Here is a 26,545-nt window from a genome sequence, read left to right as displayed (position 1 = left end):
CGATGCCATGCTGCATCTTGCCGAATACCGCCAGCGTCCCGCACTGCTTGCCGACTGGTTGCCGTGGGCCGGACTCATCGCGCCCGGTGTGGCGCTCAACAAGGATGGTTCGTTCCAGCGCACCGCACGCTTTCGCGGGCCGGACCTCGACAGCGCCACGCAGGGCGAACTGATCGCCACGACCGCGCGCCTGAATAACGCATTGCGCCGCCTGGGATCGGGCTGGGCCTTGTTCATCGACGCCGATCGACGACCGGCAGCCGACTATCCGCACTCGGACTTTCCCGAGGTGTTGTCGTGGCTGGTGGACGAGGAACGGCGTGCCGCGTTCGAGCAGACCGGCAGCCACTATGAGAGTGGCTATCACCTGACGCTGGTGTACCTGCCGCCGGAAGAGTCGCGCGCACGCGCCGCGAAGCTCCTGTACGAGAACACACCGACGTCCGGCGTGGACTGGCGCGAACGGCTCGCCGCCTTCGTCGCCGAAACCGATCGCGTGTTCGACCTGCTCGACGGCGTGATGCCGGAGATCGCCTGGCTGGACGACAGCGAAACGCTCACGTACCTGCACGCGACCATTTCGACGCGGCGTTACCGCATCGGCGTGCCGGAGGTGCCGTTTCATCTCGACGCGCTGCTGGCCGACTCGGCATTGATCGGCGGCCTCGCACCGATGCTGAGCGACCAGCACCTGCGCGTCGTAACGGTGCGCGGTTTTCCGACCTCGACCTGGCCGGGCCTGCTCGATGACCTCAACCGGCTTGGTTTTGCCTACCGCTGGTCCACGCGCTTCCTGTGTCTGGACAAGGCCGAAGCCGAGAAGGCACTGACGCGGCTGCGCCGGCAATGGTTCGCCAAGCGCAAGAACGTCATCGCGCTGCTACGCGAAACGATCTTTCAGCAGGAATCGCCGCTCGTTGATACCGACGCGAGCAACAAGGCGATGGATGCCGATGCCGCCCTGCAGGAACTCGGCAGCGATCAGGTGGCGTTCGGCTACGTGACGGCGACCGTGACCGTCATGGACGCGGATGCGGCGGCGGCCGACGAGAAGCTGCGGAGGATCGAGCGCGTCATCCAGGGCCGGGGCTTTGTCACGATTCCCGAAACCCTTAATGCGGTCGAAGCGTGGCTCTCGTCGATTCCCGGCCACGCCTACGCCAACGTGCGGCAGCCGAGCATTTCCACGCTGAACCTCGCGCACCTGATGCCGCTGTCGGCGGTGTGGGCCGGTCCGGAGAAGAACAAGCATCTCGACAGCCCGCCGCTGATCGTCACGCGCACCGACGGCGACACGCCGTTCCGGCTGGTGACGCACATCGGCGACGTAGGCCATACGCTGGTGGTCGGCCCGACCGGCATGGGCAAGTCGGTATTGCTCGCCACACTGGCGATGCAGTTCCGCCGGTATCGCGGCTCGCGCATCTTCGCGTTCGACATGGGCCGCTCGATGCGCGCCACGATCCTCGGCCTCGGCGGCGAGCACTACGACCTCGGCTCCGATGGTGCGATCGCGTTCCAGCCGCTCGCACGCATCGACCGCGAAGGCTATCGCACCTGGGCGGCCGAATGGGTCGAAGGCCGTCTATTGCACGAAGGCATTGCCGTCGGCCCCGACGAAAAAGCCGCTGTATGGTCGGCGCTTGGCAGCCTCGCCGGTGCGCCCGTCGAACAGCGCACGCTCACGGGCCTGTCGGTGTTGCTCCAGTCCAATGTGCTGCGTCAGGCGCTTGCGCCTTACGTGCTTGGCGGCGCGCATGGCCGCCTGCTCGATGCTGACCACGACCGGCTCGGCGTGGCCGACGTGCAGGGCTTCGAGATGGAGGAACTGATGCCCAGCAAGGCGGCGGTGCTCGCCGTGCTGGGCTATCTGTTCGCGCGCTTCGATGAACGGTTCGACGGTGCGCCGACGCTGCTGATCCTGGACGAGTCCTGGCTGTTCCTCGACGACCCGGTGTTTGCCGCGCGCATCCGCCAGTGGCTCAAGACGCTGCGCAAGAAGAACGTCAGCGTGATCTTCGCCACGCAGTCGCTCGCCGACATCAAGGATTCGAGCATCGCGCCCGCGATCATCGAGAGCTGCGCGAGCCGCATCTTCCTGCCGAACCCCCAGGCGACCGAGCCACAGATTCGCACGATCTACGAAGGCTTTGGCCTGAACAGCCGGCAGATCGAGATCGTCGCCACCGCCGAGCCCAAGCGCGACTACTACTACCAGTCGCGCCTCGGCAATCGCCTGTTCGACCTCGACCTGGGGCCGGCCACTTTGGCATTCGTCGGCGCGTCCACGCCGCAGGACCAGCGCGACATCGACCACGTGCTGCTGAACGCCGGCACGCCCGGTTTCGCGGGTGCCTGGCTGCGCCATAGCGGCCTCGACTGGGCTGCCGACCTTATGCCTTCGTTCCTCACATCAACGGAGATTCAGCCATGAAGAAGACCGGGCTGGCCGTCGTCACGGCCTTGCTGCTGTCGGTGTCGTCCACGAGCTTCGCACAGTGGGCGGTGTTCGACGCGGCCAACTATTCGCAGAACTTGCTGACCGCCGCACGCGAGCTGCAACAGATCGACAACCAGATCCAGCAGTTGCAGAACGAAGCGACGATGCTGGTCAACCAGGGTCGCAATCTTACGAGCCTGAACTTCAATTCGCTGTCGCAGTTGTTGTCCACGCTGGCGACGACGAACCAGTTGATCTCGCAGGCGCAGGGATTGACCTTCAACGTCGCGCAGTCGCAGGCGACGTTCAACCGGCTGTACCCGTCGTCCTACGGCGCTACCACCAGCAACGCGCAGATGGTGCAGGACGCGCAGACGCGCTGGCAGACATCGGTACAGGCATTGCAGACCTCGACGCAGATGCAGTCGCAGGCCGCGCAGAACCTGCTGTCCGACCAAGGCGTATTGAGCAGTCTGGTGACACAGAGCCAGGGCGCGGTCGGTGCCTTGCAGGCGAGCCAGGCGACGAACCAGTTGCTCGCGCTGATCGCACGTCAGGCGATTCAGTCGCAGCAACTCACCGTATCCCAGCAGCGCGCGACAGCACTGGACCAGGCGCGTGCTGCGGCCGATGAGGCGCAGGCCCAGCAGGTCCGTACCCGCTTCATTGGCAGCGGTCCGCAATACACGCCGCAGTCGGTGAGCTTCTACGGGAACTGACGGCCATGCGCCGCGCACTGGTCCTGTCCATCATCGCCATGCTGACCGCTTGCGGTCGGCATGAGCCGGCGTTGACGGCCGATGCACTCGCACATGATCCGCAGCGGCTTTACGCACTGCGCCATCGCTGTGCCGTTGCACACCCCCACATGGACAACGCCACATGCGGCCTGGTGGACGCGGCGTATGCGCGGCGTTTCTTCCTCGAACTGGGCGGCGCCAACGAATACCAGACGCTCGCCGAGTTGCCGCCGATTCCGGCGAGCTTCGAGGCGTCGCAAGGAGATCGGCCATGAATGATCTTTCCGTCATCGACCAGTTCCTGGCCGTCTTCTCGCAGTACATCGACTCAGGCTTTGGTCTGCTGCACGGCGAAGTCGCCTATCTCTCGGCCACGCTGATCGTGATCGACATGACGCTCGCCGGCCTGTTCTGGGCGATGGGTGGCGAGGAAGTGCTGGCGAAGCTGATCCGCAAGACGCTCTACGTCGGCGCGTTCGCCTACATCATCGGCAACTTCAACACGCTCGCGGGCATCGTCTTCCGCTCGTTCGTGGGCCTCGGCCTGCTCGCGTCCGGCTCGTCGATCAGCATCGGCAATTTCCTGCAACCCGGACGCCTGGCCGCGATTGGCGTCCAGGCCGGACAGCCGATTCTGCAACAGGTCGGCACGATGTCCAACGGCATCACCGCGGTCTTCAGCAACATCGACATGATCGTGATCCTGCTGCTCGCCTGGGTCGTCGTGGTCATCAGCTTCTTCATCCTGGCCGTGCAGCTTTTTGTGACGCTGATCGAGTTCAAGCTAACCACACTCGCGGGCTTCGTACTGGTCCCGTTCGCGCTCTGGAACAAGACCGCGTTTCTTGCCGAGAAGGTGCTGGGCAACGTGGTGTCGTCGGGCGTGAAGGTACTGGTGCTCGCCGTCATCGTCGGCATTGGCTCGACGATCTTCAGTCAGTTCCAGACGCCGGCCGGTGCCGATCCGTCGCTGAACCACGCGCTCGCCATCATGCTGGCCTCGCTGACGATGCTGGGACTTGGCATCTTCGGGCCGGGCATTGCGACCGGCCTGGTATCCGGTGCACCGCAGCTCGGCGCCGGAGCGGCCGCCGGTACGGCGCTAGGTGTCGCGGGCCTTGCCGTTGCCGGTGGTGCGGCCGTGGCGACGGGTGGCGCGGCAGTCGCCGCCGGCGCACGACTTGCAGCGCGCGGCGCAGTCGGGACCGCACGCGCGGCCAGCGGCGCCGCGTCGGCTTATCGCGCCGGTGCGACTGCATCGGGCGCGACTGGCGCGCGTGCTTTCGGTGCCGGTGTGGCCAACGTCGCGCACAGCGGCGCACAGGCCGCCGGCGAGCGGGTTGCAGCCGGTGCTCGCGCTGCGCGTGATCGCGCGGTATCGGCCGTCGGCGCGAGCGCGCCATCCGCCTCGCACGGAAACGCCGGCGAAACATCCATACCATCGGCGACCACCGATAACGCATCGCAAGCATCCACCGACAAACCGCCCGACTGGGCGCAACGCCTGCAACGCCGCCAGCGCGCCGCGCATGGCGCTTCGACGGCCGCGCATGTCGTGCGCTCGGCCGACCACGGCGGCGGCGGGGCCGCGCCGGATCTCAACGATTCCTCGAACGAGTAAGGGAGGCGAGCCATGCGCTTCACACGACCCGGCGTGCGCTACAGCGAATCACCTGCGCCCGCCACGCCTTATCAGGCCGCCGCGCAGGTATGGGATGAACGCCTCGGCAGCGCGCGCGTGCAGGCGAAGAACTGGCGGTTGATGGCCTTCGGCTGCCTGGGCCTTGCGCTGCTGATGGCTGCGGGCCTTGTCTGGCAGTCCGGCCAGTCGCGCGTCACGCCCTACGTGGTCGAGGTCGATCACGCCGGGCAGGTCCGCGCGGTCGGGGCAGCTACGACACCGTACCGGCCAACCGATGCACAGATCGCGTACCACCTGGCGCGCTTCGTGACCGACGTGCGTTCGCTGTCGATCGACCCGGTGGTGGTACGGCAGAACTGGCTTGAAGCCTACGGCTACACCACCGACCGAGGCGCGGCGACGCTGAACGATTACGCGCGTGCCCACGATCCGTTCGCTCATGTCGGGCAGGACTCCATATCGGTGGAAGTGACGAGCGTGGTGCGCGTCAGCGACACCTCGTTCCAGGTGCGCTGGACCGAACAGCACTTCAACGACGGCACGCCGACCGGCACCGAGCAATGGACGGCGATGCTCACTCTCGTCATGCAGACGCCGCGCACCGAACAGCAGGTGCGCCGTAATCCCCTCGGTATCTATATCAACGGGCTGTCCTGGAGTCGTGACCTGGACGCGCCGGAAGGAGCGAAGAAGCCATGAAACCGTCGATCACTGCCATTGCCTTCCTCGTCTTGCTGGGCAGCGTTGCCGGGTGCGCCACGCAAGGCAAACCACCGCCGGCGATCTCGCTGGACGAATCGGTCAAGGCGCAGCCATTGCCTGAGCCGCCCAAGCCGGTTGCGGTCGTGGAAGTGCCGAAGCCCTTGCCATTGCCGGATCAGATGAAGCCGCTGCCTCCCGCAGATGCAAAGCCAGCCCCTGAGCTGGCCGATGCGAAAGCGCGCGTCGAGCAGGCCAATGCCGACGCGAGCGTGGTGCCGACGCGCGACGGCTACATCAACGCGATCCAGGTCTGGCCGTTCTCCGATGGCGCGCTGTATCAGGTCTATACCAGCCCCGGCCGCGTGACGGTCATCAGTTTGCAGTCGGGGGAGGAACTGGTGACCGTCGCCGCCGGCGATACCGTGCAATGGATCGTGGGCGATACCGCGAGCGGCAGCGGCACGAGCCGGCGCGTGGCCGTGATGGTCAAGCCGGTGCGCGCGGGGATCATGACGAACCTTGTCATCACCACGAACCGGCGCACCTATCTGCTTGAACTCACGTCCACGGTGAAGGCGTGGATGGCCTCAGTATCGTGGGAGTATCCAAAGGACCAGATGCTGGCCTTGCAGGCCCAGGCGCAGGCCGCCGATGCGGTCGCGCCTGCGGCCGATGGTCTGTCACTCGACCAGTTGCATTTCCGCTATGCGATCACGGGCGACAGCCCGCCGTGGAAGCCCGTGCGCGCGTTCGATGACGGGCAGCATGTCTATATCCAGTTTCCGGCGGGGATCGCACAGGGCGAATTGCCGCCGCTGTTCGTGGTCGGGCCGGATGGCAAGGGCGAGCTGGTGAACTACCGTTTCCATGCCCCTTACGACATCGTGGATCGTCTGTTTGGCGCAGCGGAGCTGCGCCTGGGCGGCAAGGATGGGAGTAGGGCGGCCGTGGTACGCATCGAGCGTACCGATGGCGTCGCTGCGGGAGCTGGTCATGGGCACGACTGACCACGAAGCCCAGCCCGCTCCGAAGGTCGCTCCCGAGGGCGTTGCGTTGCGCGCGGCACCGCGTGCGGTAACACGGCTCAACCGTCGAACGCTGGCCGTCTCCGCCACGCTGCTCGCGGTGGCCGTGGCCGGCGTGTCGATGTGGGCGCTGCAATCGAAGGGCCGGCGCGGTTCGGGCGATCAGACCAACCTCTACAACGTCGATCGGGTCGCCAAAGCCGACGATCTCGACCAGTTGCCGTCCGACTACTCGAAGCTGCCGGCGAAACCCGCTCCGGCGGCGCCGGCCAGCGTGCCGCAGCTCGGGCCGCCGTTGCCCGGCGACTGGGGTGCAGCGTCGGCGATGCCACCGCTACCAAGTGGCAACGTCAATCCGGGGCCATCGGCCGAGAACATCGACCGGCAGCGCCAGGCCGACGAGATTGCCCGCTCTGCGGTGTTCTTCCACACCGGCAGCGATACCGGCAAGCCTGATGCAGCCACCGCGTCTGCGGGCACCATGTCCGCGGCCAATGCGGCGGCCGGCGCCTTCAATCCGATGGGGGCCGGGCCGGCATCCACGGCCGCACAACCCAACGATCCGACGGCGATCCAGAATCGGCAGGACCAGAAGGAAGCGTTCATGGCCAAGGGCGGCGACGCTGCGACCAGCAATACCGGCAGCTTGCAGGCACCGGCCTCGCCATACACGGTGATGGCGGGCACGATCATTCCGGCCGCGCTGGTGACGGGCATCAATTCCGACCTGCCGGGGCAGATCATTGCCGAGGTGACGCAGCCCGTGTACGACACCGCGACTGGCCACTACCTGCTGATTCCGCAGGGTTCGCGCCTGATCGGGCGCTATGACAGTCAGGTTGCCTTCGGGCAGCAGCGGGTGCTGCTGGTCTGGTTGCGGCTGGTATTGCCGGATACCTCGTCGATCGCGCTCGACAAGTTGCCCGGCATCGACCCAGCCGGTTATGCCGGCCTGGAGGATGGCGTGGACTGGCATTGGGGCCGCATTCTGACGGGTGCTGTGCTGTCCACGATGCTCGGCGTCGGTTCCGAGTTGGCCGTCTCGAATCAGGGCAGCGCCAACGGTAATACGGTGATCGCGCTGCGCGACAGCTCGCAGGACACGGCCAATCAGGTCGGTCAGGAAATCACACGCCGCGACTTGAGTATCCAGCCGACGCTGACGGTACGGCCGGGGTTTCAAGTCAACGTGATGGTGAACAAGGATATGGTGCTGCGGCTGTACCAGCCGCTCTTTGTCCAGCGAGGGTTAATGCCATGAGCGTATCCAGGAGAAAGTTACGACTAGGGCCGTTGCCAAAAAACGAGAGCGTAAAGATTACCTTCGCCTGCACCGCGAAACTCAAGGCCGAACTGGAATGTTACGCAGCGCTGCATGCGCAAATCTATGGCGAGACGGCCAATGCTGTGGCGCTGATTCCACATATGCTGGAAGCGTTTATGGCCCGGGATCGGGGCTTCCGACAGGGCAGGGTAGATCGCAGCCGAAGTTCTTCTCCCACGGATTTCTCGTCAGAATGAAAAAAATGCTGATGTTTCAGCTTAATGCCTTAAAGGTCACTTATTGAACGACGCATAGGGCAAAACATCACTGCGACTCTGTGTGGCTCGGGAATGTCGTTGCATCTTTGAAAGTGGCCTGGGCTTTCGGTCGAATAAAGTTACCCGTAGCCGGCCGCCGCGACGATTCCGTCAGCGTCTCGCGGCTAAAGCGAATGAGTTGTATGGAAGGGTCGATGACATCGTTGCATTGGCGCGATTAGCAAGTATTGCTTCATGCGGGCAACTATCACGCATACAAACTGGGATGCAACAGCGTGTAGCGCGCCCGCACAGCGCTGATCTCGGCGTACTGCCGAGTTGACCAATTCATCAGGTTTGTAAGCGGATCGAGCACGGATTGCCAGAGCGGCGTCAGCCGATACTCCACGCCTGCCGGAAGCGTTCATGATGGGGATTGAGGATTCAGCGTGAAGTCCGGGTTCCATGAAAATCGTTAGTCTTCGAAAATGTGATAATAAGAACTGAAACAGCGAAATGCCTCCTAAGCTGTTCAAAAAACAGGGGAAGTACCCGATGACGGTCAGTGTCCACAATCCAGACCAGTACATGGCGAGTCTGCGGCAGATCATTGCACAGGGACGTAAGCGGATCGGCCTTCTGGTCGGCGCCGGCGCGCCGGCCGGCATCTTCCCTCCCGGCAGCGACAAGCCTTTGATTCCTGCTGTGGCGGGCCTCACCAATATGGTGATGGAGGTTTTGAAACCCGACTACGGCAAAACCTTGGATTCCGTGCGGGCTGAACTCGATACTCCCAACATCGAAACGATCCTGTCGCGCGTGCGTAGTCTGGCTGGCGTCATCGGAAAGACGAAGGTTCATGACCTGGATGGGGAGGGGTACAAGCAGCTGAGCGAGGCGATCTGCGAGCAGATCGGCGCCATCGTCAACAGGCCCCTTCACGAGGGCCCTTCGCCATACACCGAGTTTGTGACGTGGATCAGTGGTACAGGTCGCGAACACCCAGTTGAAATTTTCACCACCAACTACGACCTGCTGTTTGAGCAAGCGTTGGAACGCACGCGCGTCCCATTCTTCGACGGTTTTAGCGGTGCCAGTGAGCCATTCTTCGACCCCTCTTCGGTTGCTAGCAATGATTTGCCAGCACGCTGGACGCGCTTGTGGAAACTGCATGGTTCGCTCGGTTGGGCAGCCAATGCAAGGGGTGAGGTGATCCGCACCGGGCGAGCCGACGCGACGCATCTGGTGTTCCCAGAACACCTCAAGTACGACCAGACGCAGAAGGCGCCGTATGCCGCACTCTTCGACAGGCTGCGAGCATTCCTGATGACACCCGACACGCTGCTGATCGCCACTGGGTTTTCCTTTGCCGATGCGCACATCTCCGCACGAATCGATGAATGCCTGGCGGCCAATCCTTCGGCCAGCGTGTTCGCGTTTCAATTCAAGCCGCTTGACCAGGAAGTCTATGCCTGCGACATCGCGGGGCGCCGCGCCAACATGAGTTTGTATTCCCCGGATAAAGCCATGATCAACGGCATCGCCGCTCCGTGGATGCCGGGTGACATGCCGACACGCGATTGGGGTGCGATTCGAGCCACCTACTGGGCCATCGACGAGAAGAGCGGGGCCGCGCAATTTCAACTCGGGCGCTTTGATCGGCTCGCGCGGTTCTTCGCGTCCTCGCGCGCTGCGCAGCATTTTCCTCCCGCTGCACCGGTAGTAGACCCCGTGGCCGCAGCTGTCGAACCTGCTCCGCGAGGCGACGGGCCATTGCCTGCAGCGGGCTCCACCGCCGGCCCGGCATGAACTCGAAGCCGACGCTATTGGGATACGTTGGCGCCGTGACAGGCGCGACGGTGAGTATCCGTCAATCGCCGAGTGTGGCTTCAGGCATCGCCATCATTGGGGGCAAGAGCTATCGCATAGGCCAGGTCGGCAGTTTCGTGCGCATCCCACAGGGGTATCACGACCTGTACGGCATCGTCGCCGAGGTCGGTGCAAACGCGACGCCGGAGGCAGTGCGCGAACCCAATGATCGCGGCGACCGGTGGATGACGATTCAATTGGTTGGTGAGATTGTCGGCTCGTCCTTCGAGCGCGGAATCAGCCAGTACCCCAGCGTCAACGATGAAGTGCACTTGGTCACCGAGGAAGATCTGGCTGTGATTTACGGTTCGGCTGATGGTGGCCAGGTCGTCATTGGCCGCTTGGCCAACGCTGAAGGAATTTCAGTCCGAATCGATCTCGACAAACTCGTCACACGGCACAGTGCCGTGCTTGGTTCGACGGGTGCAGGGAAATCGACGACGGTGGCAAGTCTGCTGCGGTCGATCGTCATGGGCGACGCCGGAGATGAGCAGGGCGGGTTCCCCAGCGCGAGCGTTCTCCTGCTTGACGTCCATGGTGAGTACAGCCGCGCCTTGCAATCCATCGCTACGGTCTTTCGGGTCAACCCCAGTGACGGCGAGGAACCGTTGCACATCCCGTTCTGGGCACTTGATCCTGCTGACCTGTTGACTTTCCTGATGGGGAAACTCGACGACAAAGCCATGAGTCAGATCCTGGACAAGGTTCTGGAATATAAGATGACGCTCGCCAATGCAGTGTCATTCGCAGGGCTGGACGTCACGTCGATGACGGCGGACAGCCCCATTCCGTTCAATCTGAAGAAGCTGTGGTTTGAACTGGTTGACCCGGAGATCAAGACCTGGGAGGACTCGGCCAAGACCAAGCCTGCGCTCATGGAAGCTGGTGATGCGGAAACACTGAGGGCGCCGAAGTACAAGCCAAACGGCTTGGGATCGACGGCACCCTTCATCAACAACATCGGCGTGCTCAGCATCCGGCGGCCCTTGGATCAAATGCGGTCGCGTCTTCTTGATCGACGCTATGACTTCCTGTTGCACCCAGGCGCGTGGGAGCCTGAGATCGATGGCAGTACCGAGAAAGACCTTCCGGATTTGCTAAGTACCTGGCTCGGCCATGGGAAGCCAATAACCATTCTGGACCTCTCCGGCATTCCGAGTGCTGTACTCGCCCAATTGATCGCGGCCATCTTGAAGATCATCTACGAGGGCTTATTCTGGGGGCGCGAAAAAAGCGAGGGCGGCATTCACCGCCCCATGCTTGTTGTCATGGAAGAGGCGCATCGCTATCTCTCAAAGGAGGGCGGTGGTCCGGCGCGCGACATCGTGCAGAGAATCGTCAAGGAAGGACGCAAGTTCGGTATTGGTGCAATGATCGTCAGTCAACGTCCTTCCGAGGTCGACGAAACGATCCTATCGCAGTGCGGCACATTCATTGCCTTGCGGCTTTCCAACGCGGCAGACCGCAGTAAAGTCCAGGGCGCTTTGCCGGACAACCTGTCCGGCATTGTCGAGAGCCTTCCCGTTTTGCGAACTGGCGAAGCGATCATTACAGGCGAAGCCGCACGTCTTCCGTTACGCTGTCGCATCGCGTTGCCGAATGAAGAGCATCGTCCGCAGAGCGAAGATCCCGCAGTTGCGAAACGCTGGAAGGGTTCTCGTATCAGTGAGGACTACACCAGGCTTGCTGCATCGTGGCGAGCCCAAAATCCATTATGGGCCGCGGCTCACTTGAAGCGGGAAAAACTCAAACCTGGGGAGATTGCTGATATGGAACGCGAAATGGTAGCTTCGTCCACGGTCTTGTCTGTGGGCTATGAGGCCGCGTCAGAGACATTGGAAGTCGAATTCAAAAGCGGTGGTCTTTACCAGTACTACAACGTACCGGAATCGGTCTATCAGGATTTCATGGCCTCGGATTCGAAGGGGAAGTTCCTGCACGTCTACATCAAGAGCTCGTATCCCAGCTCGCGCGTGTAATTTCAGAGTAGAGCGGAATGAATGCGCCGTGGCGATGAGGAGAAACGGGTGATCCTGACCGACAACGAAACTAAGGTTGACCTCCTTAACAACGAAGCGATCGCGACGACGATCATTGAACTGTTGAGGGAGAAGCCAGACCACCCCGTCACGATCGGAGTCCACGGCGATTGGGGCGCCGGGAAATCCAGTGTCCTGGAGATGATCGAAGCGGGATTCTCGGGCAAGGACGACGTGCTTTGCCTGAAGTTCAACGGCTGGCGCTTCCAAGGTTTCGAAGACGCCAAGATCGCACTGATTGAGGGTATCGTCACTGGCCTCGTGGACAAGCGCCCAGCAATGACAAAAGCTGCAGGCGCGGTCAAGGATGTCTTCAATCGCATTGATTGGCTAAAGGTTGCGAAGCGCGCGGGGGGCTTGGCTGTTACTGCATTCACTGGCATGCCGACGCCGGACCAGATCGGCGCTGTTGTGGGGATGCTCGAAGGGATGTTCGCGGACCCCGGCAAGCTGGCGACCAAAGAAAATCTCACGTCCGCAATCGATGGCGTGAAGTCGATATTAAAGCCGGCAGAAACCAGGAACGTCCCTGAGGAGGTTGAGGCCTTTCGGAGGGCATTCGACAAGCTTCTGAAAGATGCGGGCGTCAAGCAGCTCATTGTGTTGATTGATGACCTTGACCGCTGTTTGCCGGATACAGCCATAGAGACGCTCGAAGCAATTCGGCTGTTCGTGTTTACCGCCCGCACTGCTTTCGTGGTTGCCGCCGATGAGGCGATGATCGAATACGCGGTGCGCAAGCACTTTCCTGATCTGCCGGAAACCACGGGCCCGCGTGACTACGCCCGAAACTACTTGGAAAAACTGATTCAGGTGCCGTTTCGCATCCCAGCTCTGGGCGAGTCCGAGACGCGCATCTACGTGACACTGCTGTTGGCGGGCGCAGAGATCGGCGATTCGGACGCTGAATACGCGAAGCTCATTACAGCAGCAAGAGAACGCCTCAAACGGCCTTGGGCAAACGTCGGCCTCGATGCTGCAACCGTCAGAGCCGCGCTCGGGACGAAGGCGGACAAGGCCAATAACGCGCTTGCACTCAGTGATCAGATTGGTCCGATCCTGGCGAGCGGTACCAAGGGCAACCCGCGCCAGATAAAGCGGTTCTTGAATACCTTACTGTTGCGGGAGCGCACGGCGACCGCGCGTGGATTCGGCGCTGACATCACCTTGCCCGTGCTAGCGAAACTGATGCTCGCCGAGCGCTTCATCCCACGGCTTTTCGAGCAGATCGCTTATGTCGCGGCTGTTCACTCGAAGGGCATCTGCGAGGACCTTGAGACACTTGAGAAGAGCCTCGCAACCGATGGCGTCGATGCCAAGAGCGACGGCAAAGCGGCGGGGGATGCTAACAAAGGACACAAGGTGACAGAAGTCACTTCGCCCGCAACGGAGAGCGTCGTCCTGGCAGAGTGGAAATCATCGGACACGGTTTGCGACTGGGCGCGTGTCCAGCCCTTGCTGTCTGGCATCGATCTTCGCCCGTATCTCTTCGTGACGAAAGACAAGAAGGACTACTTCGGCCCAGTGTCGGTTTTGGGACACCTAGCCAGTGTGGTGGAGAAGCTGTTTGGCGGAAAGATGACCGTTCAGGGCTATGACACCGAGCTGAAGCAGCTTGTGCAGCCGGAAGCAGACAAGGTGTTTGAGGCGATGCGCACCAGGATCATGGGAGCCGGTGCCTTCGAGACCATGCCGCCCGGTGTTGAGGGGCTCATTGTGTTGGTGAAGGCGCAACCCGGCCTGCAAAGCAAACTGCTGGACTTCCTAGAGGCTTTGCCAAGTAGTAAATGTGGGCCTTGGGCGGTCCGTGGGTGGCAGGGTGTCGTCAAGGACACTGAATGCGTCGGGCGCCTGACGAAACTACTCACGGAATGGAGCAAGGTGACTAACAACCTCGCACTCAAGACTGCTTCCGAGCTGGCACTGAAAGACACGAAGGGGACGCGCTGATGGGAACGTCTACAGCATATGGCGGTCCGGGTGGGGGGACGCCGTTGGTGCCTTCATGGTTGGGAGAAGCGGATGGCGGTGGCTCACCGCCGGCATTGCCCGCCGCAGGCAATGGGGCGGACGGCGACGGCGTTGCACCGGGTAACGGCACGGCGCCACCTGCCGCACCTAACCGGCCGGCTATTCCCGCTGCAGCAGATTCCCAGCGCTTTTCCGGTGCCCGCAATAGCTTCACGCGATTTGCTGGCTCGGGCGGCAGTGACCGGGCCAGCCTCGGGCGCGCCGTTTCACGGTACGTCTCCACTTCCGCAGGGGGCGCACGCCAAGCGGCCCAACGCATGGGAGCCTCACGCGGCTCTGGTGCGAGATTGCTCGGCTTTCTGGCGGATGCACAGGCCCGCGGCGTGCGCGAAGCACTGCGCTCATTGGACCTTGAGTCGCTTGCGGGACGTCCGATCATAGAGATTTTCGTCGGTTTGGCGGACTACATCTGTCCTGGTGCAGGCACTGTCGACGAAGGTATCGCGCGAGAGGCCTATATCGAGACCATAATCGAACTGACCTCCGAGGGGTTGACCGACCTTTCGACGTTCACGCCTGACCAGATGCAAACCGTGTTCGAGTTGTATGCGACGCATGCGATCGAAGCGCGGATCTGCAACGACATTGGCGCCAAGGCTGTGACGATGCCAACGGACGCGCAGGCTGCGCACCGGGCGGAGGCGCAGCTGCGTGATTTCATCCGTGGTGGTGTAAGCGATGCGCTAACGAGGGCGCGTGCCGAATCGCCGGAACTGACCCCGGAGCGCATTCAGTCGTTCGTCGACACGGTGTACGAATCCGCCTTCTCGATCCTCCAATCGCTGGGTCAAGCGGAGGCCGACCAATGAAACGGCAACTCCTGGTAGGCCGCTTCGGCCCTGACGATCAAGTGAGCGTTCCCACGGCGGCCGACGAACAGTGCACCTCGCTTCAGATGGTCGCTGGTGAAACGTCACTTGACCACGGCATTGGCGGTGCGTTGACGAGCTTGAAAAAGCTGGGCATTTTCCCATCGGAAATCGGTATTGACTTGTTGGTTGTCGCTGCGCATGTCCACGCGGCAGACACCCGCATTTCTCGCGCAGAACAGTCGCAGGACTCTTGGACGCGGGAGATCCGCCTGGTCGTTCCAGTCAGTGACCCGGGGCGCTGGACAGGCGCCGTATCAACGCTGACGAAGGCCTTAGATTTCCTCACAGGCGACCGATGGACGATTGGGTTTCGGGCGCGGCCGCCAAGGTTCGCGGGCATAGCCCAAGATGCACCACCAACCTTGATTGCTCTTCCTTTCGATGCCGTGAGCCTGTTTTCGGGTGGCTTGGACAGCTTGATCGGTGCTATCGATTTGCTGCAGGCCGGATCGACGCCACTGCTGGTCAGTCACTTTGGGGAAGGGGCGACCAGCGATGCCCAAGGCAAGCTCTTCGCCACCTTGAAGAAGCACTACGACAAGTCGTCATTCGAGCGCTTGCGCGTGGGCATGACATTCGTTGACGGTCTGGTCGAGGACGTTGGATCGGAGAACAGCACGCGTGGCCGCTCGTTCTTGTTCTTCGCGCTCGGCGTGTTTACAGGGACCGGGATGGGAAAGGCCTTCACCTTGCGGGTGCCAGAGAATGGGCTGATCGCGTTGAACGTTCCGCTGGACCCATTGCGACTCGGTTCGAATAGCACACGTACCACGCACCCATACTATATGGCTCGCTGGAACGAACTCCTTGCAGAACTCGGCATCAACGGACGCATTGCGAACCCATATTGGGATCAGACCAAAGGGGAGATGGCATCAAATTGTGGTAACCCGGCGCTGCTGACCAAGCTTGCACCGGATTCTTTGTCGTGCTCGTCCCCGACGAAGGGGCGATGGCAGGGGCTGGGCATCGAGCATTGCGGGTACTGCTTGCCGTGCCTGATCCGGCGCGCAGCATTGGAGCGTGCATGGGGTACTGGAGGCGACAAGACAACCTATACGGTGCCGGATCTTCGCGCCAGGGCATTGGATACCCGGGAATCTATGGGTAAGCAGGTGCGATCCTTTCAATACGCGATCGAGCGTCTGCGTGATCGGCCGCAGCTTGCCAACCTTCTGATCCATAAACCTGGCTCGCTCGCCGACGAGGTTGCTCATCTCGGTCAGCTCGCCGACGTCTACCGGCGCGGCCTAAATGAAGTTGCACGCTTGATCGATGGCGTCGAGACGAGACCGAGTTGATGTCGGAACCGAATATGCTTACCACGGCAGGCCTCGTGGACTTCCATTGTCATCTGGATCTGTACCCTGATCATCAGGCTGCGGTTCAAGAATCGGAGGACGCGGGAGTCTTTACACTGGCTGTCACGACGACTCCAAGGGCATGGCCCCGTAATCATGAGTTGGCCCAACGTACGCGGCACGTCCGGGCGGCGCTCGGACTGCATCCTCAACTGGTCGCGGAAAGGGCGGACGAACTCGATCTGTGGGATCGGCATCTGCCAGAAACGCGCTATGTTGGGGAAGTGGGACTCGACGCTGGGCCGCGGTTCTACAAGTCAATTGATCTGCAGAAGCGAGTCTTTCAACATGTTCTGCAGCGTTGTGCGGAAGCAGGGGACAAAGTGGTTACCGTCCACAGCATCCGCGCTGCCAGAATTGTGCTTGATCACATCGAGTCTTATCTTCCACCCGCGCGAGGCAAAGTCGTGCTTCATTGGTTTACTGGTACCAAGGCGGAGGCGACGCGTGCCCTAGAGTTAGGTTGTTACTTCTCGATCAATGCTGCGATGCTGGACAACCAACGACACTCGGCCATGGTCGCAGCCATTCCGTTCGAACGGCTGCTGACCGAGACGGATGGTCCTTTCACCAAGACCGGGACACGGCCTTCGAAGCCTGCAGACGTGGCTGCGGTTATTGAGAGGCTGGGCAGCCTGCACAATGTTTCGGCGGCCACGGTCGCAGCGATCGTGCGGAGTAACCTACGCAGCTTGCTAGAGCATGATGCACAGGTTTCCCCGCGGGATCAGTAAAGTGGTCGAGCTTTCAGCTACGCAAGTATTTTTGTCACCGACTCACTGACCCAAAAACAAGGGCAACCATGCAACTCACAGAAAAAGACATAGCGGACCTCAAGAAGCTGATCAGAGATCAAGTGGATAACTACCCCGACCTTGAAGGCATGGTTGCCGCGGGAAAGCTCACTCGCAAGTCAGGCTGGTACGAGGCAACCAGCAAGGAGGCATATGACGCGATCATTCAATACGCCACCTCGGTGCGAGTGAGCAAGGATGGGAAGGCGCAGATTAAGGTAGCGCGGGCGAGCAAGCAGTTAAAGGCCCTTGCGGAGAAGTTGTGAGTGATTCAGCTTCGCTCCTGAGAATTGGTCACTGTGTGATCTGTGAGAGGACCTTGCCGAAAGCCGGGCCTGACTTGAGAGTGCATCTTCGGTATGCTACTGCCTGATTGATGATGGTGTCGCAAGAGTCGTCGCCCCGCAAATCGCTCCATCTCCCGCGCCAGCAAAAGAGCATGTTTTCCTGACGGTAAAAGCGACGGTAAAGACCCATGTCGATCACTGCAAATCCCTTTAACCATGTGGACTTGCGAGCCTCGTTGATGATCGAGTGGGAATGAATTGACGTCCTTCGGGGCGTAGCTGATGGAACTCGCCCGGGCGCGCTGCGATTCCGCTGGAGCGCAGAGGACGAATTCCACACGCCCGTGGACTCCAGGAAAATGCCGCGGAGTTTTCTGGCTTGTCGCTGAGACAGGCTCGGGCGACGACCCGGGAGGTGAGCCACGTCACCCGAACGTCGCACGTGGTTGCCGGGGAGGCTGGTTGCAGGCGGGCAGGGATCGCACGCATGGCGAGTGCCTTCGAGCACGACGATCTTCGCGCTGCATCGCGGTTGTGACCTGTATCGAGGACCGCGTTTCACACGCTTTGCCGCGCAAGGATATCGAAGACGGAAGCGGCAGAGGGTGTGCGACGACAGGTTTCAATGCGCGCGCAAACGGCATGCAGTTACAATCGTCGGGTTAACATGAGCGCGCGGGCGGCTCGTACTCAATGATCCGATCCGGCCCGAGAGCAAAGCCATGCCCCTCGACTACTTAACCCTCGACGCCCTTCGCACGCACCATCCAGCGTGGCGGCTATTACGTTCCGACCACGTCGCGCTGGTGGCGAGCTTCCTGCATCGCGTTTTCGTGGTGCCGAACGTGCGCGCGATGTCCGCCGCCGACCTGGCCGAAGCGCTGGAAGACGAACTTTATGCCCTGCGCGATCGCCTGGGTGAGGATGCTTATCCAAAACGCGCGCTCGACTACCTCAACGACTGGGCAAGCGCGGAAAAAGGCTGGTTGCGCAAGTTCTACCGCCAGGACTCGGACGAACCGCACTTCGACCTTACGCCAGCGACGGAAAAAGCGATCGTCTGGCTGGACGCACTCACGGAACGCAGTTTCGTCGGCACGGAATCACGCCTGCTGACGTTGTTCGAGTTACTGCGGCAGATGAGCGAAGGCAGCGAATCCGATCCGCAAAAGCGCGTGGCCGAATTACACAGCCGTCGAGACGAGATCGATGCCGAGATCGCACGGGTGAATGCCGGCGATCTTCCACTGCTGGACGACACGGCCCTCAAGGATCGCTTCCAGCAATTCATGCAGCTGGCGCGTGACCTGCTGACCGACTTTCGCGAGGTCGAGCAGAACTTTCGCATGCTCGATCGTCGCGTGCGCGAGCGCATCGCGCTATGGGAGGGATCGAAGGGCGCGCTACTGGAGGAGATCATGGGCGAGCGCGACGCGATCGGTGACTCCGACCAGGGCAAAAGCTTCCGCGCATTCTGGGATTTCCTGATGTCCAGCACGCGCCAGGAAGAGCTCACCGAACGGCTCGCGCGAGTACTCGCATTGCCCGCGGTGGCCAACCTGAAACCCGACGCGCGGACCGGTCGCGTGCACTACGACTGGCTGGAGGCGGGTGAACATACGCAGCGCACGGTCGCGCAGCTGTCGCAGCAACTGCGCCGGTTTCTCGATGACCAGGCGTGGCTGGAGAACCGCCGCATCATGGACATCCTGCGCGGCATCGAGGCGAGAGCGCTGGCCGTACGCGACACGCCGCCGGTCGGCGAGATAATGACTCTTGCCGGGTCGTCATCCGACGTCGAGCTTCCGATGGAACGTCCGCTGCACACGCCCGTGCAGAAGCCGGTTATCACGGATATCGCGCTGGAAACGGGCGACGTCGATCTCGACGCTGCGGCGCTGTATTCGCAGGTGGTGGTCGACCGGGCGCAGCTTGCGGGTCACATCCGCCAGGCGTTGCAGGACCGGTCGCAAGTGACGCTGCGCGAGCTGATCGAATCGCATCCGCTGCAGCAGGGTCTTGCGGAACTCGTCGCGTATCTGCAACTGGGCAGCGACGCATTCAAGACGGTGGTGGACGAAGACGCGCACGAAGTCATCGCGTGGCAAACAACCCGTCGCGACGAGATGCCGAAGGCACGGCGCGCCCGGCTGCCACGCGTGATCTTTGTGAGGTGAGGATGGAAGACGAACGGCAAGAGGTGGCGGCGAACACCGATCTGTCGACACTGGCGATCACGCTGCTCAAAGGCGTGATCTATCGTGAGGGTGATGAACGTCTGTGGGGCGCGTTGCTCGACCTGCAGGCGCGCGTGCGGGACTACGTGTCGGTACTGGGCCTGGAACTCGTGCTGGACGAGGCCGAAGGCTACGCGTTCCTGCGCAGCCTTCCCGAGCAGGCCGAAGATGGCGCGGCGCCAAAGCTGCCGCGTCTGATTGCACGCCGGCCGATCTCTTTTCCGGTCAGCCTGCTGCTGGCGTTGCTGCGCAAGAAGCTTGCCGAATTCGATGCCGGCGGTGGCGATACGCGCCTCGTACTATCGCGCGACGACATCGTCGAGCTTGTCAGGGTCTTCCTTCCGGACAGCAGCAATGAAGCGAAGCTGATCGATCAGATCGAGACGCACATCAACAAGATCGTTGAACTGGGCTTCCTGCGCCGGTTGAAGGTTGCGAGCGGCCCGGCCAGTTTCGAGGTGCGGCGCATCCTGAAGGCGTTCGTCGACGCGCAATGGCTGTCGGACTTCGACACCCGCCTCGCTGCGTACCAGGCGCAGCTGGCGGGCACGACGGCAGGGTCGGGAGGGGACGTCGATGAATGAGCCGAACGAGGCGATTCCACAACTGCTGGAGCTGGATTTTCTTGCCGACGACACGCTCTCCGGTTTTCGCCTGATCCGCCTGGAAGTTTTCAACTGGGGCACATTCGATGGGCGCGTATGGACGCTTCAGCTGGACGGCAAGAACGGTCTGCTGACGGGCGACATCGGTTCGGGCAAGTCGACGCTGGTCGACGCGATCACGACGCTCATGGTCCCCTCGCAGCGCATCGCCTACAACAAGGCGGCAGGCGCGGACAGCAAGGAACGGACGCTGCGCTCGTACGTACTCGGGCATTACAAGTCCGAGCGCAACGAGGTGACCGGTACAGCGAGGCCCGTGTCCTTGCGGGACCGCAACAGCTACTCGGTGATCCTCGGCGTGTTCCACAACGCCGGGTATGACCAGACGATCTCGCTCGCGCAGGTCTTCTGGATGAAAGAGGCGCAGAGCCAACCCGAGCGCTTTTACGTGGGCGCCGAGCGGAATTTGTCGATAGCGACGGATTTTGTCCACTTCGGCTCCGATATCGCGCAATTGCGCAAAAAGCTGCGCGGCCTCGGCGCGCAAATCGAGGACACCTTTCCGAAATACAGCGCGTGGTTTCGCCGGCGCTTCGGCATCGACAATGAGCAGGCGCTCGAGCTGTTTCATCAGACGGTGTCGATGAAGTCGGTCGGCAACCTGACCGATTTCGTGCGTAGCCACATGCTCGAGCCATTCGACGTCGCGCCTCGTATTGCCGCGCTGATCTCGCACTTCGACGATCTGACCCGCGCGCACGAGGCAGTGCTCAAGGCGAAGCGCCAGGTGGAACTGCTCAGGCCGCTGGTGGCGGACTGCGACCAGCACGGCACGCTGGCGGCGGAACAGGAGGCGTCGCGCGCGTGCCGTGATGCGCTGAAGCCGTACTTCGCCGAATTGAAGCTGGGCCTGCTGGATCGGCGCTTGCAGTTGCTCGCCGAAGATCATGCACGCCTGGCCGCGCAGAGGGAGCGGCGCATCGAGCAGTGCGACCATGAGCGAACGCAGGCCGATCGCCTCAAGCGTGCGATTGCCGAGCAGGGCGGTGACCGGCTGGAGCAGCTTGCAGCCGCTATTCGCGACGAGGAACGTGAGCGCAATCGACGCCAGCAGCGCGCCGAACGTCACGCCCAATTGCTTGCTGCGATCGGTGAAACCGCTGCAGCCGACGAGCCTGCCTTCATGGCGCAGCGGCAGCAGGTGGCCGATCTGCGCGAGGGCGTGAGTCAGCGGGAAGCCGATCTGCAAAACCAGATCACCGAGTGGGGCGTGTCGCTGCGCGAGGGCAAGCGCGAACATGACGTGCTTGGCGAGGAAGTCGCGAGCCTGAAGGCGCGGCGCAGCAATATTCCCAGGGAGCAGGTCGCCATGCGTGCGGCGTTGTGCGCGGCACTCGGTCTCGACGAAGACAGCATGCCGTTCGCCGGCGAACTGATCCAGGTGCGCGAAGAGGCGCGCGAATGGGAAGGCGCGATCGAGCGGGTGCTGCATAACTTTGGCCTCTCGCTTCTCGTGCCCGATGCGCACTATGCCGATGTCGCCGCGTGGGTGGATCGCACGCATCTCGCGGGACGGCTCGTCTATTTCCGCGTGCGGGCCATGCGCGACCAGGACATCGCCGGGCTGCATCGCGATTCGCTGGTGCACAACGTCGCGCTCAAACCGGATTCGCCATTTTACGGCTGGCTTGAGCGGATGCTGGCACAGCGCTTCGATTACGCGTGCTGCGCGACGCAGGAGCAGTTTCGTCGCGAGTCCCGTGCGCTGACTCGCACAGGGCAGGTCAAGGCGCCCGGCGAACGCCATGAGAAAGACGACCGCCATCGTCTCGACGACCGCAGCCGCTACGTTCTCGGCTGGAGCAACGCCGCGAAGATCGCCGCGCTGGAAGGGCAGGTGCGTGCGCTCGAGGTGCGGCTCGGGGGCATCGCCAGTCAGATCGCCACAGCGCAGGGCGATCAGACGAAGCTGCGGCGGCAGCTGGAGGTGTTGGCGGCGCTCAACGAGTTCAACGATTTTCGTGAGCTGGACTGGCAGCACTGCTCTGCCATGATCGCTCGCCTGCAGGATGAGAAGGCGCGTCTGGAGGCGGCCAGCAATGCGCTGCTGGAACTGGCCGCGCAGCTCGAGTCGGTGCAGACGGCGCTGAAGGAGAGCGAGAAGGCATTGTCGGACGTCAACCGCGAGTTGGGTGGTATCGACGCCAGACGCGAAGCGGCCGATGCATTGCGGGAGCAAACCGCGGCATGGCTGGCCGCGATCGCCCCCGATATCCGCGCGCGGCTAGACGTGCTGCGCGCACAGATTCTGGGCGAGCATCAGCTTTCGGTCGAGTCATGCGATAACCGTGAACGCGAACTGCGTGACGCGTTGCAGGCCCATATGGACGCCGAGGCCAGGCGCCTGGATCGCCTCACCGAGCGCATCATCAAGAGCATGTCGACGTTCAAGGACACATACAAGCTCGATACGGCCGACTTCGACGCCAGCCTCGAAGCCGCGTTCGAGTATCGCCAGCTGCTGGCTCGCCTGAATACCGACGATCTTCCCCGCTTCGAGGCTCGCTTCAAGGAGCTGTTGAACATCAACACGATCAACGAGATTGCCAACTTCAACGGGCAACTGGCGCGGGAACGTGAAACGATCAAGGAGCGCATCGCCCGCATCAATGAATCGCTGGCGCAAATCGACTACGACCCAGGCCGTTATATCGTGCTGGAATCCCAGGCAAGCCCCGACGCGGACATCCGCGATTTCCAGGCGGAACTGCGAGCCTGCACGGAGGGTACGCTGACCGGTTCGGACGACACGCAGTATTCGGAAGCCAGGTTTTTGCAGGTCAAGGCGATCGTCGACCGGTTTCGCGGCCGCGAAGGCCTGTCGGATCAGGACCGCCGGTGGACGACGAAGGTCACCGACGTGCGCAACTGGTTTCTGTTCGCCGCAAGCGAGCGCTGGCGTGAAGACGACACGGAATACGAGCACTATTCGGATTCGGGCGGTAAGTCGGGCGGGCAGAAGGAAAAGCTGGCCTACACGATCCTCGCGGCCAGTCTCGCGTATCAGTTCGGTCTGGAGTGGGGCGCGGTACGGTCACGCTCGTTCCGCTTCGTGGTCATCGACGAAGCGTTTGGACGCGGCTCGGACGAGTCCGCGCAATATGGGCTCAAGTTGTTCAGGCAGCTCAATCTGCAACTGCTGATCGTCACGCCGCTGCAGAAGATCCATATCATCGAGCCGTTCGTTTCCAGCGTCGGCTTCGTGCACAACGATGAGGGGCGCGCTTCGAAGCTGCGCAATCTGTCGATCGAGGAGCATCTTGCACGCAAGGCGGAGGGCTCGGCGTGAGCTGGACGACCGCCAGCGACCTGAAAGCACAGGTGCGCCGCTTGTGGGAGCGAGGCGAGTTGTTGCGCAGCATGATGAGCGACGGTGCGGACGCGGCGCCGAATGCCGTGCCTGTCGCTCGCGAAGAAGCGAAGGTTGGCCCGCGCGCCGGCTGTGCGTTCCCCCTGCGACTCGTCCTGAAGGGACCGGCTTCGGCCGAACTCACCGAACGTTTCCAGGCCGTTCGTGAATGGATTGCCGGGCTTGTCGCGGTCGCGGAGATCCGGATCGAATGGCGCGAGTTCAGGCATCGTGTCCTGGGTGTTCAGCGCGTGCCGCAGGCGGTCTGGATCGGCGATCTGGACAGTGCGCTGGCGATGATCGGCAAGCGCGGCGACGCGGCACAGTTCGGCCGCCTGCTCGTCCTCGTGGGCTCGCGGCAGCCGGCGCTGCTGGCATGGTTTCGCCGGCGTCCGCTGCAGGCGCTCGAGCTGGCTGACGAATGTGAACGTTTACTGGCGGTGGTCGGCTGGATCGTACGGCATCCACGTCCCGGCATTTACCTGAGACAGGTGGACATTGCCGGTGTGCACAGCAAGTTCATCGAAAACTGGCGCGGTGTGCTGGCGGAATGGCTCGATCTCGTACTGCCGCTGGAGGCCGTCGCGATAGAAAGAAACGGTGGTGCGCACTTCGCGGCCCGCTACGGTTTTCTCGAGAAGCCTGTTCGTATCCGGTTTCGCGTGCTCGACGCACGGTTGCCCATGCTTCCCGGCTCCGCGCTTCCCGATATCGCAGTCGATGCAGACAGCTTTGCCGCGCTGGCCGTGCCGATCCGCCGGGTTTTCATCACCGAGAACGAGACAAACTTCCTCGCGTTCCCGCCTCTGGCCGATACGATCGTCGTCTTCGGCGCAGGCTACGGATGGGACGCGCTGTCAAAAGCGGCATGGCTTTCCCGCTGCAGCATCCACTACTGGGGAGATATCGACACTCACGGCTTCGCCATCCTCGATCAGTTGCGCAGCCGCTTCGACCACGTCGCGTCTTTCCTGATGGACCGGGCGACGCTGATCGCCCACGAAGCTCAATGGGGCGAGGAGCATGATCAGGTACTCCGCGACTTGCCACGGCTCGCCGATGCGGAGCAGGCGCTGTTCAACGACCTGCGCGATAACCGGCTTCGCGGGAATCTGAGGCTTGAGCAGGAGCGTATTGGCTTCCAGTGGGTTGAAACCGCGCTCGCCGCGCTTGCAGGACAGTGAAATAGCCTCTTTGCCGTGCAGGGCGAATACACCGGGAATGTGCCGCCGCAATCCCGTCCGCCTGGGCCGTCTTCAACGGGCGATGATCCAGCCGTCGCGCCCGATCCAGCCGAACGCGTGGATCCGCGATACTGGCTGCGCGAGTGCCGCGTCGCCGTATTACCGCGCCGGGACCCGCGCTTATGCACACAAGGCGTGGTCGCGCTTTCCGTTCACACCGCAAGCGCTGGATGCTTCGCAGCCGCTGATGGAAACAGTGCTGACAGGATTGCGAAGCGGGGCTCCTTGACGCGCTGTGCGGGTCGCGCGTGGCGGGTTCCATGAACGTGCCCCCCACCGCGACCGCTGGCTTTCGAGTCAGCCCAGGTTGACGGGCATGTCGTCGTAGCGCTTGAGCTTGTAGAACAACACGGACACCAGCCAGCTGACGGCGAAGAGGCCGATCACCATGTAGCCGAGCAGGCCAAAGTTGTCCGATGCCGTGCCGATCAGATCCCAGAAGCCGCCTTTGAGCTCGAGCTTGTCCGCGATCAGCGCCAGCGCCTCGATGCCGCCGATCAGCACCGCCACCACCACCGACACGAACGTGATCGTGATGTTGTAGTACAGCTTGCGGACCGGCTTCATGAACGCCCAGCCATACGCGCCGAGCATCAGCACGCCATCGATGGTATCGACGAGGCACATGCCGGCGGTAAACAGCGCGGGGAAGATCAGGATGGTCGCGAGAGACATGCCGTCAGCGGCCTGAGCGGCGGAAATGCCGAACAGCGCCACCTCCGTCGCCGTATCGAAGCCCAGGCCGAACAGGAAGCCGATCGGGTACATGTGCCAGCTACGTGAAACAAGGCGGAACAGCGGACGGAAAATGCGCGACAGGAAACCGCGCCTGTTGAGCAGCATGTCGAGGTCTTCCTCGACGAGGCGCTCGCCACGCTGCACGCGCCGGAAAGTCTTCACCACCGACACCAGAATCATTACGTTGACGATGGCCAGCACGAGCAGAAAACCCGCCGACACCGAGGTGCTGATCACGCCGCCGATCGACCTCATGTCTTCGAAGCGCGCTTTCAGCGTGACGGCCGCGAACGCGACCGCAACCGAGAGCGCGATCACGATCGTCGAATGCCCCAGCGAAAAGAAAAAGCCCACTGCAACCGGGCGTTTGCCGCCTTGCATCAGCTTCCGTGTGGTGTTGTCGATTGCGGCGATGTGATCGGCATCGACCGCGTGGCGCAAGCCGAACGTGTAAGCGAGCAGTGCGGTGCCGATCAACGCGGGGTGTCCATGGAGGGCAGTGAGCGCCCAGATCCAGACGCCGACGTTGGCCACGATGAGCAATGAAAAAATGCCGATGATCTTGCCGCGCAGCGCCTGCGGGCCGTCGTCGAACAGATGGGAAAGGTAAGACTGTCGCATGAATGTCCTCGCATGCTGGTGAAGCGCCCGCATGGGCGGGTGTGCCGGACGCGATTGCGTCCGGGCGCGGCAGGTCTCCTGGCTTGCGCGTTAGCGCCCGACGCCGCCTTCCCGGTTGCCCAGTGGCCTGATGACATCGGACTTCGCGCTTACAGTTGCGGGCACAGCTATGGTCCTGGCGTTTGCCTCACCATATTCCCTATTAATGCCTTGCGGCAGCCGTCGCGAGGGCAATTATCGCGTACAAACCGAGCGGATGGCTTTCGATCTGGAAGTCCGGGAATCAGGCGCGTAATGGCGCGCATCGAGGCGCCTGCGGGGAAGGTCGCCGACGGTATCGGCAACGGCAGCGGCGATAAAAAGACTTC

Annotated in this window: 20 protein-coding genes and 1 riboswitch; of the genes, 19 read left to right on the top strand and 1 reads right to left on the bottom strand. The window is 62.3% G+C overall.

From position 1 onward, the window contains the following. Window positions 1-7 precede the first annotated feature (7 nt). The 19 genes from trbE to LPA34_RS07050 all read left to right on the top strand — a co-directional run bounded on the left by trbE (window position 8) and on the right by LPA34_RS07050 (window position 24,758). Window positions 8-2,434, top strand: coding sequence for a conjugal transfer protein TrbE (gene trbE / locus LPA34_RS07140; protein WP_228976425.1), 2,427 nt, complete (start codon window positions 8-10; stop codon window positions 2,432-2,434). After that, window positions 2,431-3,159: a P-type conjugative transfer protein TrbJ gene (gene trbJ, locus LPA34_RS07135; RefSeq protein WP_228976423.1), complete on the top strand. Its 729-nt coding sequence runs from the start codon at window positions 2,431-2,433 to the stop codon at window positions 3,157-3,159. The genes trbE and trbJ overlap by 4 nt, the downstream gene beginning before the upstream one ends. Window positions 3,160-3,164: 5 nt before the next feature. After that, window positions 3,165-3,455 (top strand): hypothetical protein, encoded by a 291-nt coding sequence (locus tag LPA34_RS07130; RefSeq protein ID WP_228976422.1) that lies wholly within the window; start codon window positions 3,165-3,167, stop codon window positions 3,453-3,455. Next, window positions 3,452-4,801, top strand: a complete 1,350-nt coding sequence (gene trbL, locus LPA34_RS07125) for a P-type conjugative transfer protein TrbL (protein ID WP_228976420.1) — start codon at window positions 3,452-3,454, stop codon at window positions 4,799-4,801. Before LPA34_RS07130 ends, trbL begins: the two co-directional genes overlap by 4 nt. A gap of 12 nt (window positions 4,802-4,813) precedes the next feature. Further along, the gene (gene trbF / locus LPA34_RS07120; RefSeq protein WP_228976418.1) at window positions 4,814-5,521 is read left to right on the top strand and encodes a conjugal transfer protein TrbF; all 708 of its coding nucleotides are present in this window, start codon (window positions 4,814-4,816) and stop codon (window positions 5,519-5,521) included. Continuing rightward, a complete protein-coding gene (gene trbG, locus LPA34_RS07115; RefSeq protein ID WP_228976417.1) occupies window positions 5,518-6,531 on the top strand; it encodes a P-type conjugative transfer protein TrbG in 1,014 nt (337 codons plus the stop codon). The genes trbF and trbG overlap by 4 nt, the downstream gene beginning before the upstream one ends. Continuing rightward, the gene (locus LPA34_RS07110; protein ID WP_228976416.1) at window positions 6,518-7,810 is read left to right on the top strand and encodes a TraB/TrbI/VirB10 family type IV secretion system protein; all 1,293 of its coding nucleotides are present in this window, start codon (window positions 6,518-6,520) and stop codon (window positions 7,808-7,810) included. The genes trbG and LPA34_RS07110 overlap by 14 nt, the downstream gene beginning before the upstream one ends. Next, window positions 7,807-8,070 carry a DUF2274 domain-containing protein gene (locus LPA34_RS07105; protein ID WP_228976413.1) on the top strand — a complete coding sequence of 88 codons (264 nt, stop codon included), beginning with the start codon at window positions 7,807-7,809 and terminating at the stop codon, window positions 8,068-8,070. Before LPA34_RS07110 ends, LPA34_RS07105 begins: the two co-directional genes overlap by 4 nt. 516 nt (window positions 8,071-8,586) lie before the next feature. After that, complete coding sequence (locus LPA34_RS07100; RefSeq protein WP_228976412.1) at window positions 8,587-9,879, top strand: SIR2 family NAD-dependent protein deacylase; 1,293 nt, start codon at window positions 8,587-8,589, stop codon at window positions 9,877-9,879. After that, window positions 9,876-11,918 carry a helicase HerA-like domain-containing protein gene (locus LPA34_RS07095; protein ID WP_228976410.1) on the top strand — a complete coding sequence of 681 codons (2,043 nt, stop codon included), beginning with the start codon at window positions 9,876-9,878 and terminating at the stop codon, window positions 11,916-11,918. The genes LPA34_RS07100 and LPA34_RS07095 overlap by 4 nt, the downstream gene beginning before the upstream one ends. Before the next feature lie 48 nt (window positions 11,919-11,966). Beyond that, window positions 11,967-13,928 carry a Qat anti-phage system ATPase QatA gene (gene qatA / locus LPA34_RS07090; RefSeq protein WP_228976408.1) on the top strand — a complete coding sequence of 654 codons (1,962 nt, stop codon included), beginning with the start codon at window positions 11,967-11,969 and terminating at the stop codon, window positions 13,926-13,928. After that, the gene (gene qatB / locus LPA34_RS26950) at window positions 13,928-14,818 is read left to right on the top strand and encodes a Qat anti-phage system associated protein QatB (protein ID WP_324251712.1); all 891 of its coding nucleotides are present in this window, start codon (window positions 13,928-13,930) and stop codon (window positions 14,816-14,818) included. Before qatA ends, qatB begins: the two co-directional genes overlap by 1 nt. Next, the gene (qatC, locus tag LPA34_RS07080; protein ID WP_228976403.1) at window positions 14,815-16,182 is read left to right on the top strand and encodes a Qat anti-phage system QueC-like protein QatC; all 1,368 of its coding nucleotides are present in this window, start codon (window positions 14,815-14,817) and stop codon (window positions 16,180-16,182) included. Before qatB ends, qatC begins: the two co-directional genes overlap by 4 nt. Then, window positions 16,182-16,976 (top strand): Qat anti-phage system TatD family nuclease QatD, encoded by a 795-nt coding sequence (gene qatD, locus LPA34_RS07075; RefSeq protein ID WP_228976402.1) that lies wholly within the window; start codon window positions 16,182-16,184, stop codon window positions 16,974-16,976. The genes qatC and qatD overlap by 1 nt, the downstream gene beginning before the upstream one ends. 68 nt (window positions 16,977-17,044) lie before the next feature. Continuing rightward, entirely contained in the window at window positions 17,045-17,302 is a 258-nt protein-coding gene (locus tag LPA34_RS07070) for a hypothetical protein (protein WP_228976400.1), read from the top strand. Window positions 17,303-18,045: 743 nt separating this feature from the next. Continuing rightward, window positions 18,046-19,500, top strand: a complete 1,455-nt coding sequence (locus LPA34_RS07065; protein ID WP_228976398.1) for a DUF3375 domain-containing protein — start codon at window positions 18,046-18,048, stop codon at window positions 19,498-19,500. 2 nt (window positions 19,501-19,502) lie between these two features. Further along, on the top strand, window positions 19,503-20,144 hold the full coding sequence (locus LPA34_RS07060; RefSeq protein WP_228976397.1) for a DUF4194 domain-containing protein: 642 nt from the start codon (window positions 19,503-19,505) through the stop codon (window positions 20,142-20,144). After that, window positions 20,137-23,514 (top strand): ATP-binding protein, encoded by a 3,378-nt coding sequence (locus LPA34_RS07055; protein ID WP_228976395.1) that lies wholly within the window; start codon window positions 20,137-20,139, stop codon window positions 23,512-23,514. The genes LPA34_RS07060 and LPA34_RS07055 overlap by 8 nt, the downstream gene beginning before the upstream one ends. Continuing rightward, window positions 23,511-24,758 (top strand): Wadjet anti-phage system protein JetD domain-containing protein, encoded by a 1,248-nt coding sequence (locus LPA34_RS07050; RefSeq protein WP_228976393.1) that lies wholly within the window; start codon window positions 23,511-23,513, stop codon window positions 24,756-24,758. The genes LPA34_RS07055 and LPA34_RS07050 overlap by 4 nt, the downstream gene beginning before the upstream one ends. A 357-nt stretch (window positions 24,759-25,115) precedes the next feature. On the opposite strand, the gene LPA34_RS07045 is transcribed toward LPA34_RS07050, so the two are convergent. After that, entirely contained in the window at window positions 25,116-26,177 is a 1,062-nt protein-coding gene (locus LPA34_RS07045) for a HoxN/HupN/NixA family nickel/cobalt transporter (RefSeq protein WP_228976391.1), read from the bottom strand. A 52-nt stretch (window positions 26,178-26,229) separates the two neighbouring features. Beyond that, a riboswitch (cobalamin riboswitch) is annotated at window positions 26,230-26,416 on the bottom strand. Window positions 26,417-26,545: the final 129 nt, after the last annotated feature.

Origin of the sequence: Paraburkholderia gardini (assembly GCF_907164575.1) — a bacterium.
GTDB lineage: Bacteria > Pseudomonadota > Gammaproteobacteria > Burkholderiales > Burkholderiaceae > Paraburkholderia > Paraburkholderia gardini.
This window is presented reverse-complemented; position numbering and strand designations above follow the sequence as displayed.

Bases quoted from the DNA above. Each gene is read 5' to 3' on its own strand.
- trbE (WP_228976425.1), top strand. From the start codon at position 8: ATGCTGCATCTTGCCGAATACCGCCAGCGTCCCGCACTGCTTGCCGAC.
- trbJ (WP_228976423.1), top strand. From the start codon at position 2,431: ATGAAGAAGACCGGGCTGGCCGTCGTCACGGCCTTGCTGCTGTCGGTG.
- LPA34_RS07130 (WP_228976422.1), top strand. From the start codon at position 3,165: ATGCGCCGCGCACTGGTCCTGTCCATCATCGCCATGCTGACCGCTTGC.
- trbL (WP_228976420.1), top strand. From the start codon at position 3,452: ATGAATGATCTTTCCGTCATCGACCAGTTCCTGGCCGTCTTCTCGCAG.
- trbF (WP_228976418.1), top strand. From the start codon at position 4,814: ATGCGCTTCACACGACCCGGCGTGCGCTACAGCGAATCACCTGCGCCC.
- trbG (WP_228976417.1), top strand. From the start codon at position 5,518: ATGAAACCGTCGATCACTGCCATTGCCTTCCTCGTCTTGCTGGGCAGC.
- LPA34_RS07110 (WP_228976416.1), top strand. From the start codon at position 6,518: ATGGGCACGACTGACCACGAAGCCCAGCCCGCTCCGAAGGTCGCTCCC.
- LPA34_RS07105 (WP_228976413.1), top strand. From the start codon at position 7,807: ATGAGCGTATCCAGGAGAAAGTTACGACTAGGGCCGTTGCCAAAAAAC.
- LPA34_RS07100 (WP_228976412.1), top strand. From the start codon at position 8,587: ATGCCTCCTAAGCTGTTCAAAAAACAGGGGAAGTACCCGATGACGGTC.
- LPA34_RS07095 (WP_228976410.1), top strand. From the start codon at position 9,876: ATGAACTCGAAGCCGACGCTATTGGGATACGTTGGCGCCGTGACAGGC.
- qatB (WP_324251712.1), top strand. From the start codon at position 13,928: ATGGGAACGTCTACAGCATATGGCGGTCCGGGTGGGGGGACGCCGTTG.
- qatC (WP_228976403.1), top strand. From the start codon at position 14,815: ATGAAACGGCAACTCCTGGTAGGCCGCTTCGGCCCTGACGATCAAGTG.
- qatD (WP_228976402.1), top strand. From the start codon at position 16,182: ATGTCGGAACCGAATATGCTTACCACGGCAGGCCTCGTGGACTTCCAT.
- LPA34_RS07070 (WP_228976400.1), top strand. From the start codon at position 17,045: ATGCAACTCACAGAAAAAGACATAGCGGACCTCAAGAAGCTGATCAGA.
- LPA34_RS07065 (WP_228976398.1), top strand. From the start codon at position 18,046: ATGCCCCTCGACTACTTAACCCTCGACGCCCTTCGCACGCACCATCCA.
- LPA34_RS07060 (WP_228976397.1), top strand. From the start codon at position 19,503: ATGGAAGACGAACGGCAAGAGGTGGCGGCGAACACCGATCTGTCGACA.
- LPA34_RS07055 (WP_228976395.1), top strand. From the start codon at position 20,137: ATGAATGAGCCGAACGAGGCGATTCCACAACTGCTGGAGCTGGATTTT.
- LPA34_RS07045 (WP_228976391.1), bottom strand. From the start codon at position 26,177: ATGCGACAGTCTTACCTTTCCCATCTGTTCGACGACGGCCCGCAGGCG.